General features: G+C 64.0%; 12 protein-coding genes and 1 pseudogene. 3 read left to right on the top strand and 10 right to left on the bottom strand.

All coding sequences use genetic code 11. The features are described from left to right. Positions 1-728: pseudogene (locus tag BV106_RS10065) on the top strand (translational GTPase TypA); the annotation flags it as partial. Between the two features lie 853 nt (positions 729-1581). Here the strand turns inward: BV106_RS10065 and BV106_RS10070 are convergent. From BV106_RS10070 to BV106_RS10090, 5 genes are read right to left on the bottom strand one after another with little or no spacing between them, the layout of a single operon-like run. Beyond that, on the bottom strand, positions 1582-4425 hold the full coding sequence (locus tag BV106_RS10070; RefSeq protein ID WP_038164076.1) for a hypothetical protein: 2844 nt from the start codon (positions 4423-4425) through the stop codon (positions 1582-1584). Next, positions 4422-7115, bottom strand: coding sequence for a hypothetical protein (locus BV106_RS10075; RefSeq protein WP_038164078.1), 2694 nt, complete (start codon positions 7113-7115; stop codon positions 4422-4424). The genes BV106_RS10070 and BV106_RS10075 overlap by 4 nt, the downstream gene beginning before the upstream one ends. After that, positions 7112-7885, bottom strand: coding sequence for a hypothetical protein (locus tag BV106_RS10080; protein WP_038164080.1), 774 nt, complete (start codon positions 7883-7885; stop codon positions 7112-7114). Before BV106_RS10080 ends, BV106_RS10075 begins: the two co-directional genes overlap by 4 nt. A gap of 47 nt (positions 7886-7932) precedes the next feature. After that, on the bottom strand, positions 7933-9114 hold the full coding sequence (locus tag BV106_RS10085; protein WP_038164082.1) for an AAA family ATPase: 1182 nt from the start codon (positions 9112-9114) through the stop codon (positions 7933-7935). Positions 9115-9149: 35 nt separating this feature from the next. After that, complete coding sequence (locus BV106_RS10090; protein ID WP_038164084.1) at positions 9150-9785, bottom strand: hypothetical protein; 636 nt, start codon at positions 9783-9785, stop codon at positions 9150-9152. Between the two features lie 730 nt (positions 9786-10515). Between BV106_RS10090 and tnpA the strand changes: the two genes are divergently transcribed. Next, complete coding sequence (tnpA, locus tag BV106_RS10095) at positions 10516-10962, top strand: IS200/IS605 family transposase (RefSeq protein ID WP_038164168.1); 447 nt, start codon at positions 10516-10518, stop codon at positions 10960-10962. Between the two features lie 479 nt (positions 10963-11441). On the opposite strand, the gene malQ is transcribed toward tnpA, so the two are convergent. The 4 genes from malQ to BV106_RS10115 form a co-directional block, all read right to left on the bottom strand. After that, complete coding sequence (gene malQ, locus BV106_RS10100) at positions 11442-12977, bottom strand: 4-alpha-glucanotransferase (RefSeq protein WP_038164086.1); 1536 nt, start codon at positions 12975-12977, stop codon at positions 11442-11444. A gap of 88 nt (positions 12978-13065) precedes the next feature. After that, a complete protein-coding gene (locus BV106_RS10105) occupies positions 13066-13785 on the bottom strand; it encodes a type 1 glutamine amidotransferase (protein ID WP_038164088.1) in 720 nt (239 codons plus the stop codon). Between the two features lie 81 nt (positions 13786-13866). Next, entirely contained in the window at positions 13867-14274 is a 408-nt protein-coding gene (locus tag BV106_RS10110) for a hypothetical protein (RefSeq protein WP_038164090.1), read from the bottom strand. A gap of 114 nt (positions 14275-14388) precedes the next feature. Next, on the bottom strand, positions 14389-15627 hold the full coding sequence (locus BV106_RS10115) for an MFS transporter (protein ID WP_038164092.1): 1239 nt from the start codon (positions 15625-15627) through the stop codon (positions 14389-14391). Positions 15628-15876: 249 nt separating this feature from the next. Here BV106_RS10115 and BV106_RS10120 point away from each other — a divergent pair, with 249 nt between their 5' ends. Then, a complete protein-coding gene (locus BV106_RS10120) occupies positions 15877-17034 on the top strand; it encodes a GTP-binding protein (protein ID WP_063767926.1) in 1158 nt (385 codons plus the stop codon). A 112-nt stretch (positions 17035-17146) separates the two neighbouring features. On the opposite strand, the gene sufD is transcribed toward BV106_RS10120, so the two are convergent. After that, complete coding sequence (sufD, locus tag BV106_RS10125; protein WP_051945578.1) at positions 17147-18499, bottom strand: Fe-S cluster assembly protein SufD; 1353 nt, start codon at positions 18497-18499, stop codon at positions 17147-17149.

Consider the following 18499-nt stretch of genomic DNA (forward strand, 5'->3'; position numbering starts at 1 on the left):
TGCTCGTGGAGCAGATGCGTCGTGAAGGGTTCGAGGTGGTTATTTCCCGCCCGATGGTCATCACGAAGCGCGTGGACGGCGTGCTTTGCGAGCCGTTTGAAACCCTTTATGTGGAAGTGCCGGAAGATTACGTCGGCGGTGTGATGAAGTCCCTGGCCGAGCGTAAGGGCCGCATCGAGGACATGAAGACCCACGCCCACGGCAGCACCTTGGTGGCCACGGTGCCGACCCGCGGCCTGATCGGCTTCGAGTTCGAGCTCATGAACCTTTCCAGCGGTCACGGCATTCACAGCCACCTCTTCAAAGAGTACGCACCGCACGCCGGCCCCATGCAGACCCGCAGCACCGGCACGCTGGTGAGCACGGAGTCCGGTGAGGCCACCACCTACGCGCTGGACACCATCCAGGTTCGTGGAAAGCTCTTCGTGGCTCCTGGCGACCAGATTTATGACGGCATGATCATCGGGGAAAACCCTCGTATGGACGACCTGCCGGTGAACCCGACCCGGTCCAAGCAGCTCACCAACTTCCGCGCTGCTGGCAACGACAAGAGCGCTGCCCTGCCTCCTCCGATCCGCTTCTCCCTGGAGCGCGCCATCGAGTATGTCGCCCCGGATGAACTGGTGGAAGCCACCCCCAAGAGCATCCGCCTGCGCAAGCGCACGCTGGACTCCAACCTGCGCTCCCGCGAGAAGAAGAAGCTCGAGGCCGAGATGGAAGCGGTGTAGTGGGGAGAGGGAAAAGGGAAGAGGGGTAAGGGATAAGGTTTTGGTTTTAAGCTCCAACTGGCCGGTGTCGGCTGGTTGGGGCTTTTTCTTTGGTTGGGAAAGGAGTTGGAGTGTTGGAGGGATGAGAGGCGGATGTTGGCGTCGGACAGGGTAGAAGAACCGTCGCGGCTCTGAGACCTCAGTGTTGGAGTGCCGACTTCAGTCGGCCGAAGTTTTTCCAGCGCGCCCTGAGCCGACTGAAGTCGGTACTCCAACCCCGGTGCGGTGCCGAGGGGCGTGTTATTGCCTTGATCCCTCCGCTGTGTTGCGGTCGGAATCAGCTTCACCGCTCAAAAGCCAATGCAATCAGGGAAAAAGGTAGTCTTGCTGTTATGTCTTGGCGAGCCCCGGAGTCGCGATAGCGTATCCGCCGTGCCGACAGCAGGAATCACATTTCAGAAGGGCCGAAGGTCCGGCATAATAGCAGCCTTGGGCAACGCCCAAGGAATAGATGACCAAACAACCTTTGAGGGCTGAAGGCCCGGCCTCATCAAACCTGCCCACGACGAGCCTCCCTGAATGACCCCGGGCCTACAGCCCTCAACATCTAAAACCAACGCCAACCTTGGGCGTTGCCCAAGGCTGATATTAATCCGGGCTTTCAGCCCTCAGCTCGTTCGCAAAAAGGAGATCATCGGCCTCGCCGCATTTTCCCTGATGGCATTCGCTCAAAAGCGGAATTCAACTCCTCCCCACTCGTGCCGAAGGGTTGATGTGCAGGGCATCATAACCTCCCGCAAGCCAGGAGCCCGTGCTCTATACAACTTCGGCCTCAACACCTTGACCACCGACGCACTGCCCACTGACGCACCGGCTACTGATTCCTCTTCTGCTGCAGATTCCTTCCCTCATACCGCCAGAGGGTGAGCGTTGACTCCTCGTCCAGGGTGGCGAAGGTCCAGAGGTCGGCGCAGGGCATGACGGCGGTGACGCGTTTGGGGAGGTCAAACTGCCAGCGCTGGATGGTGCCGGTGTGGTTGGCGAGGACAATGGTGCCCTGGTTGCCGCTGATGACGTGCAGGGCGCCGTCGTTGGTGAAGGAGGTGGTGGCGGTGGGTTCGAGGTCGGACGCAACAAGCATGGCGTGGGGCTGGGAGCCGCCCAGCCAGAGGACGTGGGCTTCACTGCCGGTGGCGACGGCGACGCGGGGGCTGCTCCAGGCGGGGGCGGGCACGAGGGAGCGGACGGGGGCGTCGAAGGTGATTTCCTCGAAAGCGCGCTGGGCGGTGCCCAGAAGCGGCATGAGGATGATCCGGGGGCCAGCGGCGAGGATGACGTGGGTGGCGGTCACCACCATGGGCAGCGGGACGGTGGGCAGGGGCAGGTCGTCGAGGCCTTCCACGAGCCGGTCGATGGAGATGGTGCCTTGGGAGGAGAACTGGCTGAGCCGCCAACCCACACGGGTGAGGCGCAGGGCCCAGAGGGAGCCATTGGCATCATAGGCGGCGGCCCAGATGGGATCGGTGAGCCAGCCGGGGGTGCCGATCTCCACCAACTGGTCGCCTGCGACGACTGGGGGCAGGGCGTGCAGGTGGAGGAGTTGCGCGGTGGAGGGGGACTGGGGCAGGTGCACTAGGTATTTCCTCGTGTGACGTGCTGCCACCAGCAGGGGCGCATGAGCGGCGTGCCAGTCATCCCCGGGCAGGTCCCATTCCAGTTGCCGGGCGGTGGCGGCCTCCCGGAAGCTGGCGTGCAGCCCAATGAGGCGGGGCAGCTTGGTGTCATAGGCCAGGACGCAGAAGCTGTCTTGCACGGCGGCGGCCTGCACTACCTTGAGGCCAGGCGTCTTCCACGGCAGACGGGCGCTGAAGATGGTGGTGAGCTCGACCCGGCCGACGTGGGAGATTTTCGCAGTGGGCTGCGGCAGGGCGGGGCGGCGGGAGGATTGGTGCTCATCCAGGTGGCGGCGTCCATCGCGGGCCAGCAGGGTGTCGGCGGGGCTCAGGCACTGGAGCAGGCGCATGAGGGTGCTGCGTTGGCCATCGGGCACGGTGGGCAGGAGGCGGGCGATCTCACGACGTCCCAAGTCTTCAGCGCGGGCCTTGACCGTGCGGTCGGGGTAAGTGCGTTGGAGATTGCCATACACGCTCAGCATCTGCTGCATCTTGGAGGCGTCCGGATGGTGCGGCAGGGATTCCAGAAGGCGGGTGGCCTCGTGGTGCTCCCCGGCGGCTCCGCGGAGTTCCAGCGCACGCTCGATGCAGTTCATGGCCAGGCGGCTGGTGGGCCAGGCGCCTTCCAGCAGCTTGAGCGCGCCATCGCGGTCTTGCAGTTCATTCAGGGTCAGGCTGGCGGCCTGGAGCAGGTCATCTGCCCGGACGAGCTCGGCGATCCAAGTACGGTAGGCTTCGCGCATCTTGTCCAGTTGCTGGAGCTCGCCGTAGAGGGCGGCCAGCTTGTCCCAGCGGCGTCCTTCTTCGTAGAGCTTCACGGCCTCGGCGATCTGCCCACCCAGCGCAAAGCATTCTGCAGCCTCCAGAGGGCGGTGCAGATGATCGCGGAAAATCACGGCGGCCTCGGCATGGTGACCGCCGTTTTTCAGCACGATGGCGGCGGTGCTGAGGTCTCCCAGGAGTTCGGCATAGATATAGGCGGCGCGGCGATGGCGGCCCAGCTGGACCTCTCGACTGGCCAGCTCCATGTACTGGCGGCGCAACTCCTGCTGCTGATGCTGGGAGACGTCCCAGGCATCGATGGCACGTCCGCCGCCCAAGCGGCCCAGATCAAAGTTGGGCGTGCGGGTGCCGAGCTTGGAGGAGGGTGGGGCGGTGCCACGGTGCATGCCGCTGCCGGTGAGCGGGAGGGCGTGTTTCAGGCCCTCGTCGGGATTGTTCTTCAGTTCATCCAGCAGGCGTTGCAGGGCGCGGTTCCGGTCCTGCCCCAAGCTGCGCTCTGGCCCGGCCAGCTTGTTGTTTACCCAGTCCTCCAGTCGGTTCCAGATGGTGCGCTTGCCGCCAGTATGGGGAAGACTCTGGACGAACTTCTGGGCCAGCCAGAGGAACGGTTTGGCGAAGAGACCGGCCCCCTTGGAGGGGGACTTCCCAGCGGATTTCCCGGGCGTATCCCCGTCGGGTGGGTTCTGAAACTCCGGCGCGGGATCGGAGCCGATCTCGCGTGAGTCTTCGCCAAACAGGTCTTCCAGCGGCGGGGCCTTCACCAGCACGGACTGGAGGCGCGGCAGCGGGCTGACGCCGGGGAGGGGAGTGGTCCATTCCTCGATCCTTTCAGGCGGGGGGATCAATAGCTCACCCAAGGTGTGCTCATCCCCAGCATCGAAGCCGACGGGCCCCAGCCCCGGGTGGAACACGAGTGCACCGGAGTAGGCGTTCACGGCGTCGGCCTCCGCGGGCGTGACGGCGGGCAGCAGCAGTGCCTCCGTCGGCACATAGAGGGCGCGGCCGATGCAGCAGAAGCCCAGAGCAGCGGGCCGTACCTTCGGGACATCTCCCGGGGTGGGGATGACCAGCAGTCCGGCGGGTTCTCGGGACCGGATGGAGGCAGGCAGGACGAAAAGCCGGATGGCGGACTCATCCCGGAGCTGCCAGCGGGTGATTTCCGCGATCCAATGCTCGGCCTCCGCTCCTGGCAGGCACCAGGCGGTGGCGGGCGCGCCAGCAGGTGGGCGGGCGGGTTCGAGGTGGAGCGTACGGGGGATCATGTGAGGGTCTCCGTGACGAAGCGCCGGATGTGGCGCTCGATGGCCTGGGCGTGCCCGGTCACTGGCCGGCCGCTTTCCATCGTGGCGGCGGGGCCTACGAGCAATCCGTCCGAGCTCCAGGCGGGCAGCATCATGTTGGCTGGGAGACCGATGCTGACCTCTGCCAGGGCGGGATTGGACGCCTGTAGGTGGAGGATGCCACGTTCATCCAGAAAGGCGCGACTGCCGCCGGGCCATTCGGCGATGCGGACGGCGCAGTGGTGCCCGGTCGGCTCGGGCTCACCAAAGGTGCGCCAGTCCTGGACCACTGCGTCTGCCTTGTGCTCCAGGCGGAACCAGGTGTTCGACAACGTGACAATGGTGGTGCGGCCGCGGGAGGTGCGGAGGGCAATCTCCCCGCCAGGGGTGAGGCCGACGGCCTCGAACCGGGTGCGCATGGCGAACTGGGCGAACGCCGTCTTCTCCACATAGAAGAGCCACTGGCCCTGGTCGGGGACGTTGGAGCTGAGTTGACCCGTCTCCAGATCTCGGGTGAAGCAGGAGCCCTGCTGGGTCCTCATCCACACGTTCTGGCCATCGGCACTGGCCTTGGCCGCATTGAGCCGGTGGGGGAAGGAGAGCCCTTCCATGTGATGGTTCCCGGAGGGGGAGATGATGACCCCGTTCGCGCCGACGCTCCACATGCCGAGCTGCCCCTTCCGGTGGAAGGTGAGGACGGGGCGGGTGACCTTGGTGGTGCCGAAGGCGGGCAGGCTGATGCCATTGCCCTGAACGAGGCAATGGTGGACGGTGTAGGGCTCACTATTGCCAGAGTAGAAGTGGCGTTCCCCCAAGTGGTGGAGGTTGGGTGGGAGATCCAGGCTGGGAAGTTCAGCTCCGCTGTTGAGGTGCATGGCCCGGAGACTGCGTGAGGTGAGGACTACCAGCCACTCGCTATCCACCCAGCAGGCGCGTGGGTGGGAGTCAGCCCCGCCCAGTACCCAGATCTTGGGGATGGGCGGCTCATCGCCAGAGGGGGCAGGAACCACCGCGACCTGGATCTGGGCGCGGTCCTGATCCCACGCGGCCGCCACCAGGTCTTTCTCGGGATTTTGGCGGAGGCGGAACTCCAGCATCTTCCCGCGCAGGGGCTCCATGGGTACGGGCCGGGCTCCCGTGAGGAAGTTGCGCATGTACCAGATCTCGTGGCTCTGGGTGAGGCCAAAGCTCGTCTGGCGGCTGTCGTGCCGCAGGGTGAGCGCGGCCACGATGGGCGAGACCGGGGAAAGGAGGAAGGGGAGCTGCGCAGGGCCGAAGAGGGCTGGCCAGGAGCGCACGGCGCGCAGCCGGGAGCCGCTGCGGGCGCTCCCCGCGTCTGGGGTCAGGAGCTTTTCCAGCTTCAGCCGGGCTTGGTGCAGCAGCTTGATGCCCTGGCGGGAGTAGTGATGAAGCGCCAGCCGTCCCTCGGCATCCACGGTGACGATGTGGAGGGGGCAGCTGGCATCCAGATGGGCTGCCAACTCCTTCCGGAAGGCGGGATCACGCAGGGTGGCCTCGTGGATCACCAACACCATATCTTGGGCGTGATCGGGAGTCTCCGGCAGGTAGTCGGGGAGATTCGTCAGGGCCGCGGTGAGGTCGTAGGATGTCTCCAGGGCCTTGAGCTGGCTTTTCACGCCTTCGACGGAGTCCAGATCCACCTTCTCCCAGTACACACCTTTGGCCCGCCAGGCCTCGGCGCTGGCGCCGGGCCGGGCTTTGAGCCGGAGGGCGAGGGCGGCGGAGAGCGCGAAGACCCGGGCGGCACCCCAGAGGCGCAGACCGCTGTCCAGCACCAGGAGCTGGGTGCCGGGGGGGCGATGGGCCGGGGGCTCGGGCTGGAGGTAGAGGGCCTCACCCAGGGCCAGCCGGGCGGCGAGCATGTCATCATCATGCGCCAGCTCTGAGAGAAGCAGCCGGTGGATGGGGCCACGATTGCTCAGATCCGAGACGCCGGAGGTGGCGCGCTCCTCCTTCAGCGACATCACTTGGGGCAGAGTCAGTGCCGCCATGATGTCCCGGGTGAGCACGGAGAGGCCGGAGGTTTCAGGATCCAGCGCCAGCGCCCGCATGAGGGCCTGGGGGGAGTAGCCTTCGGGCTTGGGGAGATCCGGCGCGGGCTCGACAAGGCTGTCCACGCCCGTCTCCAACTGCCTCCGCAGCGCCTCTGCGGAGGTCCGGCTGAGGGCCACGCGGATCCGCTCGCGGCTGACATACAGATTGTTCCGGCATTGCAGGCGGTCCTCCACACCGGGCCGCCAGTTCGTACGGATCACCTGGGCGATCGCGTCTCCGGCGGCGGGGAGCGGGTCTTCCATTTGGTGAAAGACGAGGTCCAGCATGACTTGCTTGGCCCCCGGGGTCTTGAGCAGATCGCGAGGCCAAAGGTTGGGGGCGGCTATCTCTGGGTAGAAGGGGATGGAGGGGCCATGGCAATCCTTGAGCATCGCCAATGCTGAAACGATGGCAGAGAGTGGCGGAGGAGAGTCGTGCTGATACCGCTCGCAGATGATGGCCAGCTCCTCCGCCATCACGACGGTGGTGTCGTCCTCCCAGAGGATGGCGCTGCCGTCCAGGTCCCAGTGCCAGTCCGCCTCCATGGGTGGGGTCAGCCAGGCGGCGGCGTTGGCCATCTCCCCGCTGAATCCGGTTTTGGATGCCGCGGTGTTCATCGGTTCAGAGGGGCGCAGTTGACGCGGACGGTGCTGCGGCTGGCGGGGCGCCAATGGTCCGCGCTGATGCGGGCGTAGGTGCCGTCTTCATCGAAGAGGGCGGTCTCTCCCTCGGCCAGTCGCAGCCAGGTAGCCAAGGTGGCGGGTTGCAGGGCGGGGAAAGGGGCGTGCCCGCAGGGGATGGCGGCGGGTCCGTGGAAGTAGTAGCGCCGTCCGGGTAGCGGGGGCAGCGGTTCACCGAGGAGGAGCACCTGCCCCTGGGCTTCATTGAGGACGAAGCTGAGCCGCTCCAGCCGCAGGGCGGGGGCGGTGTGGGCGTATGCGTACCAGTCTGCGGCAGGCAGCATGAGCAGCGTGGCGGGGGTGGCGTGCGCAGCGGGAGCGGCGCTACGCTGGATCTCCAGCAAGGCGCGATTCCGCAGCTCTCCGGGGAAGGAGGCAGGCGGTGCCAGTGGCACGAGCAGCTCGGCGAGGGGACGCCAGGGGCCGTCCGGGAGTTTGCCCCAAGGGAGGGATTGATCGGCCTCGAAGAGCCAGCCGTCTGCGGCGGATGTGAAGCGGTTGTGCCAGGGCACGGCGGCACAGAGCGCCTGTTGGGATTCCGTGAGGGGGCCGCCCTTCACCCAGATCCAGGTGCCGGTGAGCCTTCCCTCCAAGCTGGAGAGTCGTCGCAGCGGGTCCAGCGCGGTGGCCAGTGGCACAGCCAGCCGGGCCACCCAGGCGGGGGCTGAGGTGGCGGCGGCGACAGGCGCTGAGGGCGACGCAGTCATTTGACGGGGGGAGAAGGCGGAGGCGGTGAGGAAATCAGTCTCTGGGGTCAGACACTGGCCAGGGCTTCGGGTTCCTTGGTTTTCAACGCGCCCCAGAGTTGGTGGATGCGGGACTGGAGGAACTCCCGCTGATCAGTCCGTTGCACCCACTGGACGCTGCCTTCCAGAATGGCCAGGCGATCCCGCAGGTAGGCCTGGCTTGGCGCAGAGGCCCCTGGGTCCAGACGCCCTTCCAGCCACGCCAGACTGCGGGCCAGGGATTCTGCATCCGGCTGGCCGCTGGCGGAGGCGCGGGGGTGATCGGAGCCATCCGGGGCGGCGTCTCCCCGGCTGATGGATTCCTGGACGAGCGAGCGCAGCACCTCGATCTGCTCATCCCGATCCCATAGATAACGCAGGACCCAGAGGTCAGAATGGCGGGCCTCCATGCGGCCACTGAGGAGGGCACTGGCGGCGACGAGGCGTTGCACCTTGACGGCGCGGCGATCTGAGAAGGCGATGCCTGCATGCCGGATACGGTGCACGAGGTCCACGTAGTCCTTCAGCACGGGCTGCAGGGAGACGCGGGAGGTGGCCTGCTGGATGAGGCGGATGTGCTCCGGGCCCAAGGAAGACGTTTCCGGTGGGGTGGACTCCAGCCGCCAGCCGGCATCCAGCACCTCCATGAGGCGGTCTTCGGGCGCGGCATCACAGCGCACGCGTAGCAGGAATCGGTCAAACAGGGCGCGCAGGGCGTCTTCTTCCGGCAGGTGGTTGCTGGCACCCACGAACATGAGGGCCTGGACCTTGAGCCGCTCGCGCCCGCGATGCAGCACGCGCTCATTCAGCACGGTAAGCAGGCTGTTGAGGATGGCGCTGTTGGCATTGAGGAGCTCATCCATGAAGACGAGGGAGGCCTCGCTGAGCATGCCCTCGGTATTGGTGACCAGATCGCCCTCCCGCAGACGGCGGATGTCAAAGGGGCCGAAGAGCTCGTTTGGCTCCGTGAACCGGGTGAGCAGGTAGGAGAAGGTGTCTCCCCGCAGCCGTTGGCCCAAGGCGTGTACGAGCGCGCTCTTGGCCGTGCCGGGAGGGCCCAGGATAAAGAGATTCTCCCCCGCGGCGAGGCAGACGCCCAGCAGGTCCACGACCTCATCTTTGGCGACAAATGACTGGCGGAGACCTTGCAAGACTTCCGTCTGGAGGCGGGCGGCGATGTGCGACGCGTCTGAAAAATCAGGCGATGTCATGAAGTTAATGGCGGGTTTTCTACTTTCTTTTTAATTCAAAGCGGAACATCCATCAGAGGCAAGTGCAGATGCTGGGCCACCTTGGGGCAGAGATCAGGATAGGCTCCCACGGTGTCCTCTGCCGCCTGCCGGACAGCTGGCTCTTCCAGGCGGGCCAGATCGGCGGTGCGGAGGATTCGGTCGGTGTAGAGGGCCAGCAAGCAGGGGTGGGTGACGATGGGTTTCACCCCGTTGCAAGACTCCAGCATCATGCCCACCGAGCTGAGCGGCCAAGCGGCCCCCAACGTCTTGATGCGGGACACGAGCGGGTCATCCGGGGCCATGCGGGCGGCGAAGCGGGCCACCTCTGGCAGATGCTGGAAGAGGAGGTCCACGGAGTAATCCACCGAGGCGCTGCGGGGGGCTGGGCAGGGCTCTGCGAGAGAGGCCTCCATGCCTGCGACATCCACATCCCGCGCGGCCAGCAGATGGATGAGCTGGTAGAGGATCCCCGCCGCCCAAGTGGCTGTCGGAAGGTCCAGCGCGGGAGCATCATAGGCCAGACTGGAACGCTGCCGCTGGTCAAACTCCTCCAGCACTTCCGCCAGCTCGTCGGGCGTGGCCGGGTCAGCCGGAGCGAGCTTCACCACAGCGAAGCCCTGATCGAGGAGGGATTGGAGAAATTCGATCACAGGAAAAGTATCCCGCCCCACGGAGCGGGAGGCAACTTTGCTGTGGAGGATATGTAAAAAAGAACCAGTGCGTCGGTGCGTCGGTGCGTCAGTACGTCAAGGCGTTGGGGGCGCCGTGACGAAGAGAACGCATCATCGGCTTCAGCCGAATCTGGATGCCGGAGGCTATCGATGGAGTTTGGCCTTTGAGGAAAGGATGCCGGAGGCATCCCAGCCATTAGCCGGATGGTTGAAGGAGCGGAGCGACTGATACCTCCGGAAAGGGGTCGTAAAATGTATTCCACCCCGGCAGGGGTGGCAGCAAAGTCGCAGCTCCGGTGCGTCGGTGCGTCGGTGCGTCGGTGCGTCGGTGCGTCGGTGCGTCGGTGCGTCGGTGCGTGGAGGCGTCGGTGCGTGGAGGCGTGGAGGCGTGGAGGCGTGGAGGCGTGGAGGCGTGGAGGCGTGGAGGCGTGGAGGCGTGGAGGCGTGGAGGCGTGGAGGCGTGGAGGCGTGGAGGCGTGGCAGTGCGTTAGTAGTGCGTTAGTAGTGCGTTAGTAGTGAAGATGTTGGGGGTGGCGCGGTGGTGAGGAGCGCGCCCATCGGCTTCAGACGCCTTCGGATGCCGGAGGCATCGCAGCCATTAGCCGGACGGTTGAGGGAGCGGAGCGACCGATACCTCCGGTAAGCAGAAAGAAATTTGCATCCCGAAGGTGATGCCAGCAAGATCCTCTTTCTCCACGCATCATCAAACATGTCCGGCACCTATGTCTCGCTGCACTACCATGTTGTCTTCAGTACCAAGAACCGGGAGCCCCTGATCGGTGCCGAGTGGCTTCCCCGATTGCACGAGTATTTAGGCGGTACGGTGCACGGACTCGGAGGATTTTGCCAGGGGGTCGGAGGCATCAATGATCATGTGCATCTGTTGATCGGCCTGAAACCCACGCACTGTCTCTCCGACTTCATGCGGGAGTTGAAAAAGGCATCATCCATATGGGTGCACCAAGAGGTCGGGCTGAGCCATTTCGCCTGGCAGGAAGGGTATTCAGCATTCTCTGTCAGCGCCACTTCACGGGAAGCGGTCAAACAGTACATTGCACACCAGCAGGAGCATCATCGGGTGAAATCGTTCCGGGAAGAGCTCGTGCAAATGCTGGTCAAAGCGGGGGTTGCCTTCAAGCCGGAATACCTTGATTGACAGGGCGGACGTTGCTGCGACCCGCTCCGGGGTCGGAAATATCCCCTGATTACCGGAGGTATCAGTCGCTCCGCTCCTTCAACCATCCGGCTAATGGCTGGGATGCCTCCGGCATCCTTTCCTCTAAGGCCAAACTCCAGCGATAGCCTCCGGCATCCGATGCGTCTGAAGCCGATGTATTCTCTTCGCCACGGTGGCCCCATCGCCTTGACGTCCTGGAACTGCGGCTCTGCTGCCACCCCTGCCGGGGTGGAATACATTTTACGACCCTTTTCCGGAGGTATCAGTCGCTACGCTCCCTCAACCATCCGGCTAATGGCTGGGATGCCTCCGGCATCCTTCCCTAGAAGGCCAAACTCCATCGATGCCTCCGGCATCCAGATGCGGCTGAAGCCGATGATGCGTTCTCTTCGCCACGGTGCCCCCAACACCTTGACGTACTGACGCACCGCCCACTGACGCACCGACTCTCCGGCAACTCAAGCCCGTCCGTATTTGACCGTGACCTCCCGCAGCCGCGTTTCCAATGCGGAAGTCAGTTGGAACCACGTGAAGCGCCAGTTCCAGAATTCGCCGCTTTTGCCGGGGATGTTCATGCGGGCCTCGCTACCCAGGCCGAGGACATCCTGAAGGGGGCAGATGGCCAGCTGGGACTGGCTTTTCCAGACGTGCTCGATGAAGTCCCAGTGGATCTCACTGCCATCGGTCTGGGTGTAGGTGAGAATGGTGCGGCGCTCGGCTTCGATCACCTCGGCGGTGCGGGTGCTGTCGTCGCCTGCCTCGCTGCGGAAGAGGCCGACCACGGTGTCGTTGTCGTGCGTGCCGGTGTAGCCCACGCTGTTTTCCGGATAGGTGGTGGGGTCGTAGAGCGGCGTTACGGTGTCTGGACCGAAGGCGAACTGCATGACGCGCATGCCGGGCAGGCTGTGCTTGTCCCGCAACTCCACCACGTCGGGCGTGATGAGCCCGAGGTCTTCTGCGATGATGGGGAGCTCGCCCATTTCTTCCTTGAGGGAGTTAAAGAGGGCGTCGCCTGGGGCTTCCACCCACTTGCCGTTGATGGCGGTGGCCTCGGTGGCAGGGATCTCCCAGTAGGCGGCAAAGCCCCGGAAGTGGTCGATGCGCACCACGTCCACGAGGGCGAGTGTCTTGCGCATGCGGCTCTTCCACCAGTTGAAGTTGGTCTTCAGGTGCTTGGGCCAGTCGTAGAGCGGGTTGCCCCAGCGCTGGCCGGTTTCGCTGAAATAGTCGGGCGGTACGCCGGCGATCACCGTGGGATTGCCGTTCTCATCCAGATAAAAGAGCTCGCGGTTCGCCCAGACGTCGGCGCTGTCATGCGCGGTGAAGATAGGGATGTCTCCCACAATGGCGATGCCCAGCTCCCGGGCGCGAATGCGGAGCTTGTTCCACTGGCGGTGGAAGAGAAATTGCAGGGCCTTGGCCTCCTCGATCTCGGCCTCCAGGGAGGACATGACCTGCGCCATGGCTACGTCTTCACGCAGGGCCACTTCGCGAGGCCACTCCGTCCAGGGCTTGCTGTCGTGCTCCTCCTTCAGGGCGATGAACATGGCCCAGTCGTCCAGCCAGTCGGACTCCCGCTGGCAGAAAACCTCAAAAGCACGGGCCAGCAGCGGGCTGGCATTGCATTGATCGATGAAGCGGCGGGCGGCCTTGCGCAGGAAGGCCATGCGCACCTCAATGACGGAGCCGAAGTCCACGTGATCATCCGGGAACTCTGGGAGCAAATGGAGGTCTGAAGGCGTGACCATGCCGTCCTTCACCAGGGCATCCAGACTGATGAGGAGGGGATTGCCCGCGAAGCTCGAGAGCGACTGGTAGGGGGAATTGCCGTAGCCTGTGGGGCCCAGTGGCAGGATCTGCCAGACTTTCTGCCCCATGCGGTGGAGTGACTCCAGCCAGAGCTCGGCCCCCGGCCCAATCTCACCCACCCCAAACCGGCCAGGCAGCGATGTCGGATGCAACAGGATGCCGGCAGAGCGGGAGAGGGAAAGCATAAAGTCACAAGAGCGCAACAGCCGTGCCGTGCAAGCTGCTAAAAGGGGCAGCGACGTTGCTTTTTTTAACTCATTCGGGAGGATTCGCTTATGGCGAAACCTGTGGACGGGTCGAGTGGGAAAGGAGGTGGCTCAAGACAGCCCCCATCAGCCCGTTGATGCTGGCGTACGCCGCCTCTGGCATGGCACGTAGCGACGCGGCAGACTGCACGTACGGCTGGGTGGCATCCAACTCGTCCGCACAATGCTCGACCAAGGCGGCGGCGGACGTCGGGGTGGTCTCCAGATGGAACTGCAAACCGATGACGTTCTCACCCAGTTGAAAGGCCTGGTTTTCACACACGGCACTGCGGGCCAGTCGTATCGCGTCAGGTGGGAGGTCAAAGGTTTCCCCATGCCAGTGAAACACGGTGGCGACGGGTGGGAACGCAAAAGTGTTGGCGGGCGTGGGCTCGGCCGTCAGTTCGAACCAACCGATCTCCCGCACCGGGTTCGGGCGAACCACGGCACCGAGGGCGCTGGCGATCAGCTGAGCTCCCAGGCAGATGCCGAGCACGCGCACCCCCTGGCGGATGGCACTGGCCAGAAAGGCCTTCTCCGGCGCAAGCCAGCTCAAGGTGGCCTCATCATTCACGCTCATGGGGCCGCCCATGGCGATGATGAGATCGAAATCCGTCGGGTTCGGAAGTGTCCAGCTCTCCTCGAAAAAGCGCGTGTAGTTGATCTCAGCTCGGCGAGCCAAGAGCCAGGGCTCGATGCTGCCGAGACCTTCGAAGGGGACGTGCTGGAGGACGTGGACGCGGAGCATGGAATTCCAAACTTCAAATATCAAAACTCAAACTTCAAGCCGGGAGCGCCCCGCGCCTCGGAAACCAAGCACGAAGCACTCCTAGTCCGCATCACATGTGTCGAGGTGCGGGTGGCCTTCGTTGGGGTTGGTGAAGTTGTCTGTCTCGTCCTCGTCGCGGTTCGGATCCAGGCAGCGGAAGTCTTTTTCCACCGCCACCTTGAGGCCCCAGGGTTCATTGAAATAGATTCCCACCTGGCTGGAGGAGTCCGCCCAGGTGGTGACCTCGGCGGCAGGGAGAATGACCGAAACCACCGTGCCCGAGGCTCCGACAGCGTAGGCGACTGCGGAATTTTGGGCCGTTGTGGTTTCCACCCGATAGGCAAGTCGCGGTCCGGCGGCAGCGCCCAGCGTCGTGGCTTCTTCGAAGGCTCCCTGATCGCGCAGGGTGAGCACTTCCGTCTGGGTGAGGCGAAGTCGGAGCGAATCTCCCCGAAGGCGAAGTTTCATGGCGGCAGCTTATATACTCTTGTGAGTATATCAAGGCCCGCTGCGCGGGAGACAGAAGACTTAAAGACCCAAGACGCAAGACTTGAAACGGAGCTGACACCACCCATTTACCTCTTACCGAACTCCCCGACTCGCTTTCACCACGAGCAACCATCCCAGAGCGGCGATCACAAACAGGCCCAAGATGGCCACGAGTACAGCTTCGGGCATTCCGGTGCGGCTCCACATGCTGGCCAGCACGAGAGGGGAGGCTGCTTTGCCGAGAATCAAGGGGCCGGAAAGCAGTCCATTCAACTCCGCATAGCGCTCGGTGCCGAAGAGTTCCGCCACGGAGGTTCCTTTGAGGATGGTGGTGATGCCATTGGCGGCGCCATACAGGACGGCAAAGCCGAGCATGCTGATCATGTGGGCGGGCCAGATCAAAAGGAGCACCATGGAGAGGATGAGGGCTCCCAGGGCCCAGCCACCGACGCTGACTGCACGGAAGTCTCGACCCCAAAAGGCCAGAGCCAGTCTGCCCAGGACCTGCATGGGCCCGAAGGTCGCCATCGCCCAGAGGACGTGTTCCGTGTCCGCGCCCAGACGCTGATGAATGGGGGCAAAAAGGAAGGTCAGAGCGGAGAATGCTGCCGTGTGGGCGGTGAACCACAGTGAGAGGCCAATAAAGCGGCGGTCAGTGGCGTAGTGACGCAGTTCCCCCGCCCAGTGGATGAACCGACGATACCAAGGAGGAAGTGCTTCAAGGCTTGATGGATTACTGATGCTGCCCGGAAGACCCAGATGCAAAGGCACTGCCACCAATACCTGCAGGAGACCGAGGGAGATCAGGGCGCGTCTCCAGCCATAGGTGTCCACCAAGGCGTGAGTAAGGGGCAGGAAGGCGGTGCTGGCCAGTCCTCCCAAGAGGGTGATCAGGATGATGCCACGTCGATACTCCTGACCGAAGGCCGTGGTCACCACGGCAAAGGCAGGCTCGTAAAGCATCCCCGCCATGGCGCAGCCTAGCAAAATCCAGGAAAGCAAGTATCCCCATGAAGCGGTGCAGGTGGCCATGAGGATCAAGGAAACACCCCCCAGAAACGCCCCCGCTGGCATGAGCAGCCTGGCCCCTCGTCGCTGGATCCAGGCCCCCGCAGGCAGGGCGCAGATGCCCCACACCAGCAGCCCCAGGGAGAGCCCCCCATTCACAAACTCCTGGCTCCACCCAGTGTCATCGTGCAGCGGGCCTGCCACCATGGCGAAGGCGTAGTACAAGATGCCCCAGGCAAAGAACTGGCCCACTGCCAGCCTCCAGGCCAGGGACCATGGGAGAGGAAGTTTTCGTGGAGGGGAGATGGAGGAGGAAGGTGGCATGTGCACTGGGGGCCCTAGGCGGTATGAACAGGGAAAGGGAAGAGGGGGAAGGGATAAGGGAAAAGGGGAGAGTTCGGTGGCGGGGTGCCAGCGTGACGCTAGACGTGAATCGAGGCAAGAATGAGGCTCCTCTTCCCTTACTGGTGTTCCCGTCAAGGCCGTTCTTCCCAGGTGTCAGCTCAGTTTCAGGTCTTGCGTCTTGTGCCTTCTCGTCTTGTGTCTCCGCACTTCCTACTTTCCCCGACATCCATGAGCGTTTCTTCCTCCATCTCCTCCCCGACCAAGGCCCGCTACATCATGATCGGGGGCTTCCTCGGCGCGGGGAAGACCACGGCGATCGGCAAGCTGGCGCGGACGCTGACGGACCAGGGGCTGAAGGTGGGGCTGATCACCAATGACCAGGCGGGCGGACTGGTGGATACCAAGCTGCTGCGCACCCAGGGCTTCGCCACGGAGGAGATCGCGGGCGGGTGCTTCTGCTGCCGGTTCAACACGCTGGTGGATGCCGCGGCAAAGCTGAATGATGCGACCAAGCCGGACGTCTTCATTGCGGAGCCGGTGGGGAGCTGCACGGATCTGGTGGCGACCGTGACCTATCCCCTGCGCCGCATGTACGGCGATTCGTATTCCATCGCTCCTTTGAGCGTGCTGGTGGACCCGGTGCGGGCCCGTCGTGTGCTGGGGCTGGATGCGGGGGGCAATTTCTCCTCCAAGGTGACCTACATCTACAAGAAGCAGCTCGAGGAGGCGGACATCATCGTGGTGAACAAGCGGGATCTCCTGACCCCGGAGCAGCTCGCGGAGCTCACCGAGGCTCTGCAGAAGGCATTCCCCCAGGCAAAGATTGTGGACGCCTCGGCGCGTGAGGAAGACGGCCTCACGGGCTGGTTCAGCTCGCTCTCCAGCGAGGCCCAGCCGGGCAACCGCGCTGCCATGGAGCTGGACTACGAGGTGTATGCCGATGGCGAGGCGCTGCTGGGCTGGCTGAACGCCACCGTCACCCTGGTGGCGGAAGACGAGTTCGATGCCAACGGGTACCTCCGCTGCTTGGCCGGGAGCATCCAGGAAAAACTGGCGGCCCAGCAGGCCGAGGTGGCTCATCTCAAGATGACCTACAGCCCCGACGACGGCATCGGCGGCGAGATCGCCTCCGTGAACCTGGTGCGCAATGACAACGTGGCCGAGACGGGTATGACGCTGGATGAGCCCAGCACCGGCGGTCAGTTGATCCTGAACCTGCGGGCCGAGACCGACCCCGAGGCCTTGCTCACTGCCGTGAAGGAAAGCCTGGTGATCGCAGGCGAGGTGTACCCCGGCGTGAAGAGCACGCTGGACCACGAAGAGCACTTCCGCCCCGGCAAACCCGAGCCCACCTATCGTGATGGCGAGGCCCCAAATGCAAAATGAGGAATGATGAATTAGGAATTAGGAATGGATGAAAAAGCCCGGACCGCTGCGAGAAGACGCAGGCAGATCCGGGCTGCTCCATTCCTAATTCAGAATTGCTAATTCCTAATTTCTAGGCTGCCTGACGGGCGAATTTCTCCTCGATCCGGCGGTCCAGGGACTCGATCAGCTCCTCGTGTCCGAGGCGGCTGATGACGTCTTCCACAAAGCCGATGGCGATGAGCTGACGGGACTCCTGGTCGGGAATGCCGCGGGCCTTGAGGTAGAAGAGTTCGTCAGCGCTGATGGGGGCACTGGTGGCACCGTGGCTGCACTTCACCTGGTCGGCGTTGATCTCCAGGCCGGGCATGGAGACGGCTTCGCTGTCCGCGCTGTTGAGCAGGTTGCGGCACTTCTGGTAGGCGTCCGTGTAGTGGGCACCGTCGGCCACGTTGATGAGGCCGGAGAAGATGGTGCGAGTCTTGTCGTACAGCGCGTTCTTGTAGAGCAGGTCGCTGTAGGTGTGGGGGGCCAGGTGGTTCTGCAAGGTGCGCATGTCCACGACCTGGCTGCTGAAGGGCAGGCTCACGCCGAGCATGTCACTGCGGGAACCTTCGCCAGCGAGATCGCTCACGCTTTCACTGCGGGCGAACGACGCACCGAGCTGAAGCTGGAGGGCCTTCACCTGGGCATCCCGTGCCACCGTGGTGGAGGAGATGTGCAGGGCGCGGGCGGAGTCGGCAAGCTCTTGCGAGTTCACATACGTGATATGGCTGCCATTGCCCGCCACGAAGTCGGCCACAGCCACGCTCTGGGCCACCTCATCACGCAGGGAGGCGTGGTGGTCCAGCACCGTCACCTGGGCGTGATCGCCAGCGACGATGAGCGTGTGGGGGAAGACGAGACTGTTGACGCCTGAAACCCAATGGAAGATCTCGATGGGGGCTTTGAGCACCGCGTTCTTCGGCGCGAGGACCACGGCCCCGGCCTGGACGTGGGCCAGGTGGAGGGCGGCGAACTTCTCAGAACCCAGATCCGCCTTGCGCTTCATGAGGTACTGCTGAAGCACGTCTCCGTGCGAGCGCAGGGCCTCGGCAAAGGGTAGCACCACCACGCCCTGCTCCAGGCCATCGGTCTGGCTGTGGATGAGGCGGTCATTGAGGAAGATGAGGCGGGCAGCCACATGGGTGAGGCCCTTGGAGCCCTCAATGGCGGCCTGCTTCTCGGCCTCGGTCGTCTCACCGGCCAGGTGCAGGCCGTCCAGACTGAGGTTCTTGGACTGGGAATACCTCCAGTGCTCGTCTCTGAGACCGGGCATGGGCAGAGATTGGAACTCCTCCCAGGCGGCCCGGGCCCGCGACTGGAACCATTCCGGCGCGTCCTCCAGCTTGCTGAAGTCGGGCGTCAGATCAGTCGGTGCGGATGACAGGGGAGGGGATAAAGGCTTCTCCATTTCTGGTTCGGCGATGGGCGCAGCAACGCTCAT

It is taken from the genome of Verrucomicrobium sp. BvORR106, from assembly GCF_000739655.1.
Classification (GTDB): Bacteria; Verrucomicrobiota; Verrucomicrobiia; order Verrucomicrobiales; family Verrucomicrobiaceae; genus Verrucomicrobium.

Bases quoted from the DNA above. Each gene is read 5' to 3' on its own strand.
- BV106_RS10070 (WP_038164076.1), bottom strand. From the start codon at position 4,425: ATGATCCCCCGTACGCTCCACCTCGAACCCGCCCGCCCACCTGCTGGC.
- BV106_RS10075 (WP_038164078.1), bottom strand. From the start codon at position 7,115: ATGAACACCGCGGCATCCAAAACCGGATTCAGCGGGGAGATGGCCAAC.
- BV106_RS10080 (WP_038164080.1), bottom strand. From the start codon at position 7,885: ATGACTGCGTCGCCCTCAGCGCCTGTCGCCGCCGCCACCTCAGCCCCC.
- BV106_RS10085 (WP_038164082.1), bottom strand. From the start codon at position 9,114: ATGACATCGCCTGATTTTTCAGACGCGTCGCACATCGCCGCCCGCCTC.
- tnpA (WP_038164168.1), top strand. From the start codon at position 10,516: ATGTCCGGCACCTATGTCTCGCTGCACTACCATGTTGTCTTCAGTACC.
- malQ (WP_038164086.1), bottom strand. From the start codon at position 12,977: ATGCTTTCCCTCTCCCGCTCTGCCGGCATCCTGTTGCATCCGACATCG.
- BV106_RS10105 (WP_038164088.1), bottom strand. From the start codon at position 13,785: ATGCTCCGCGTCCACGTCCTCCAGCACGTCCCCTTCGAAGGTCTCGGC.
- BV106_RS10110 (WP_038164090.1), bottom strand. From the start codon at position 14,274: ATGAAACTTCGCCTTCGGGGAGATTCGCTCCGACTTCGCCTCACCCAG.
- BV106_RS10115 (WP_038164092.1), bottom strand. From the start codon at position 15,627: ATGCCACCTTCCTCCTCCATCTCCCCTCCACGAAAACTTCCTCTCCCA.
- BV106_RS10120 (WP_063767926.1), top strand. From the start codon at position 15,877: ATGAGCGTTTCTTCCTCCATCTCCTCCCCGACCAAGGCCCGCTACATC.
- sufD (WP_051945578.1), bottom strand. From the start codon at position 18,499: ATGAGCGTTGCTGCGCCCATCGCCGAACCAGAAATGGAGAAGCCTTTA.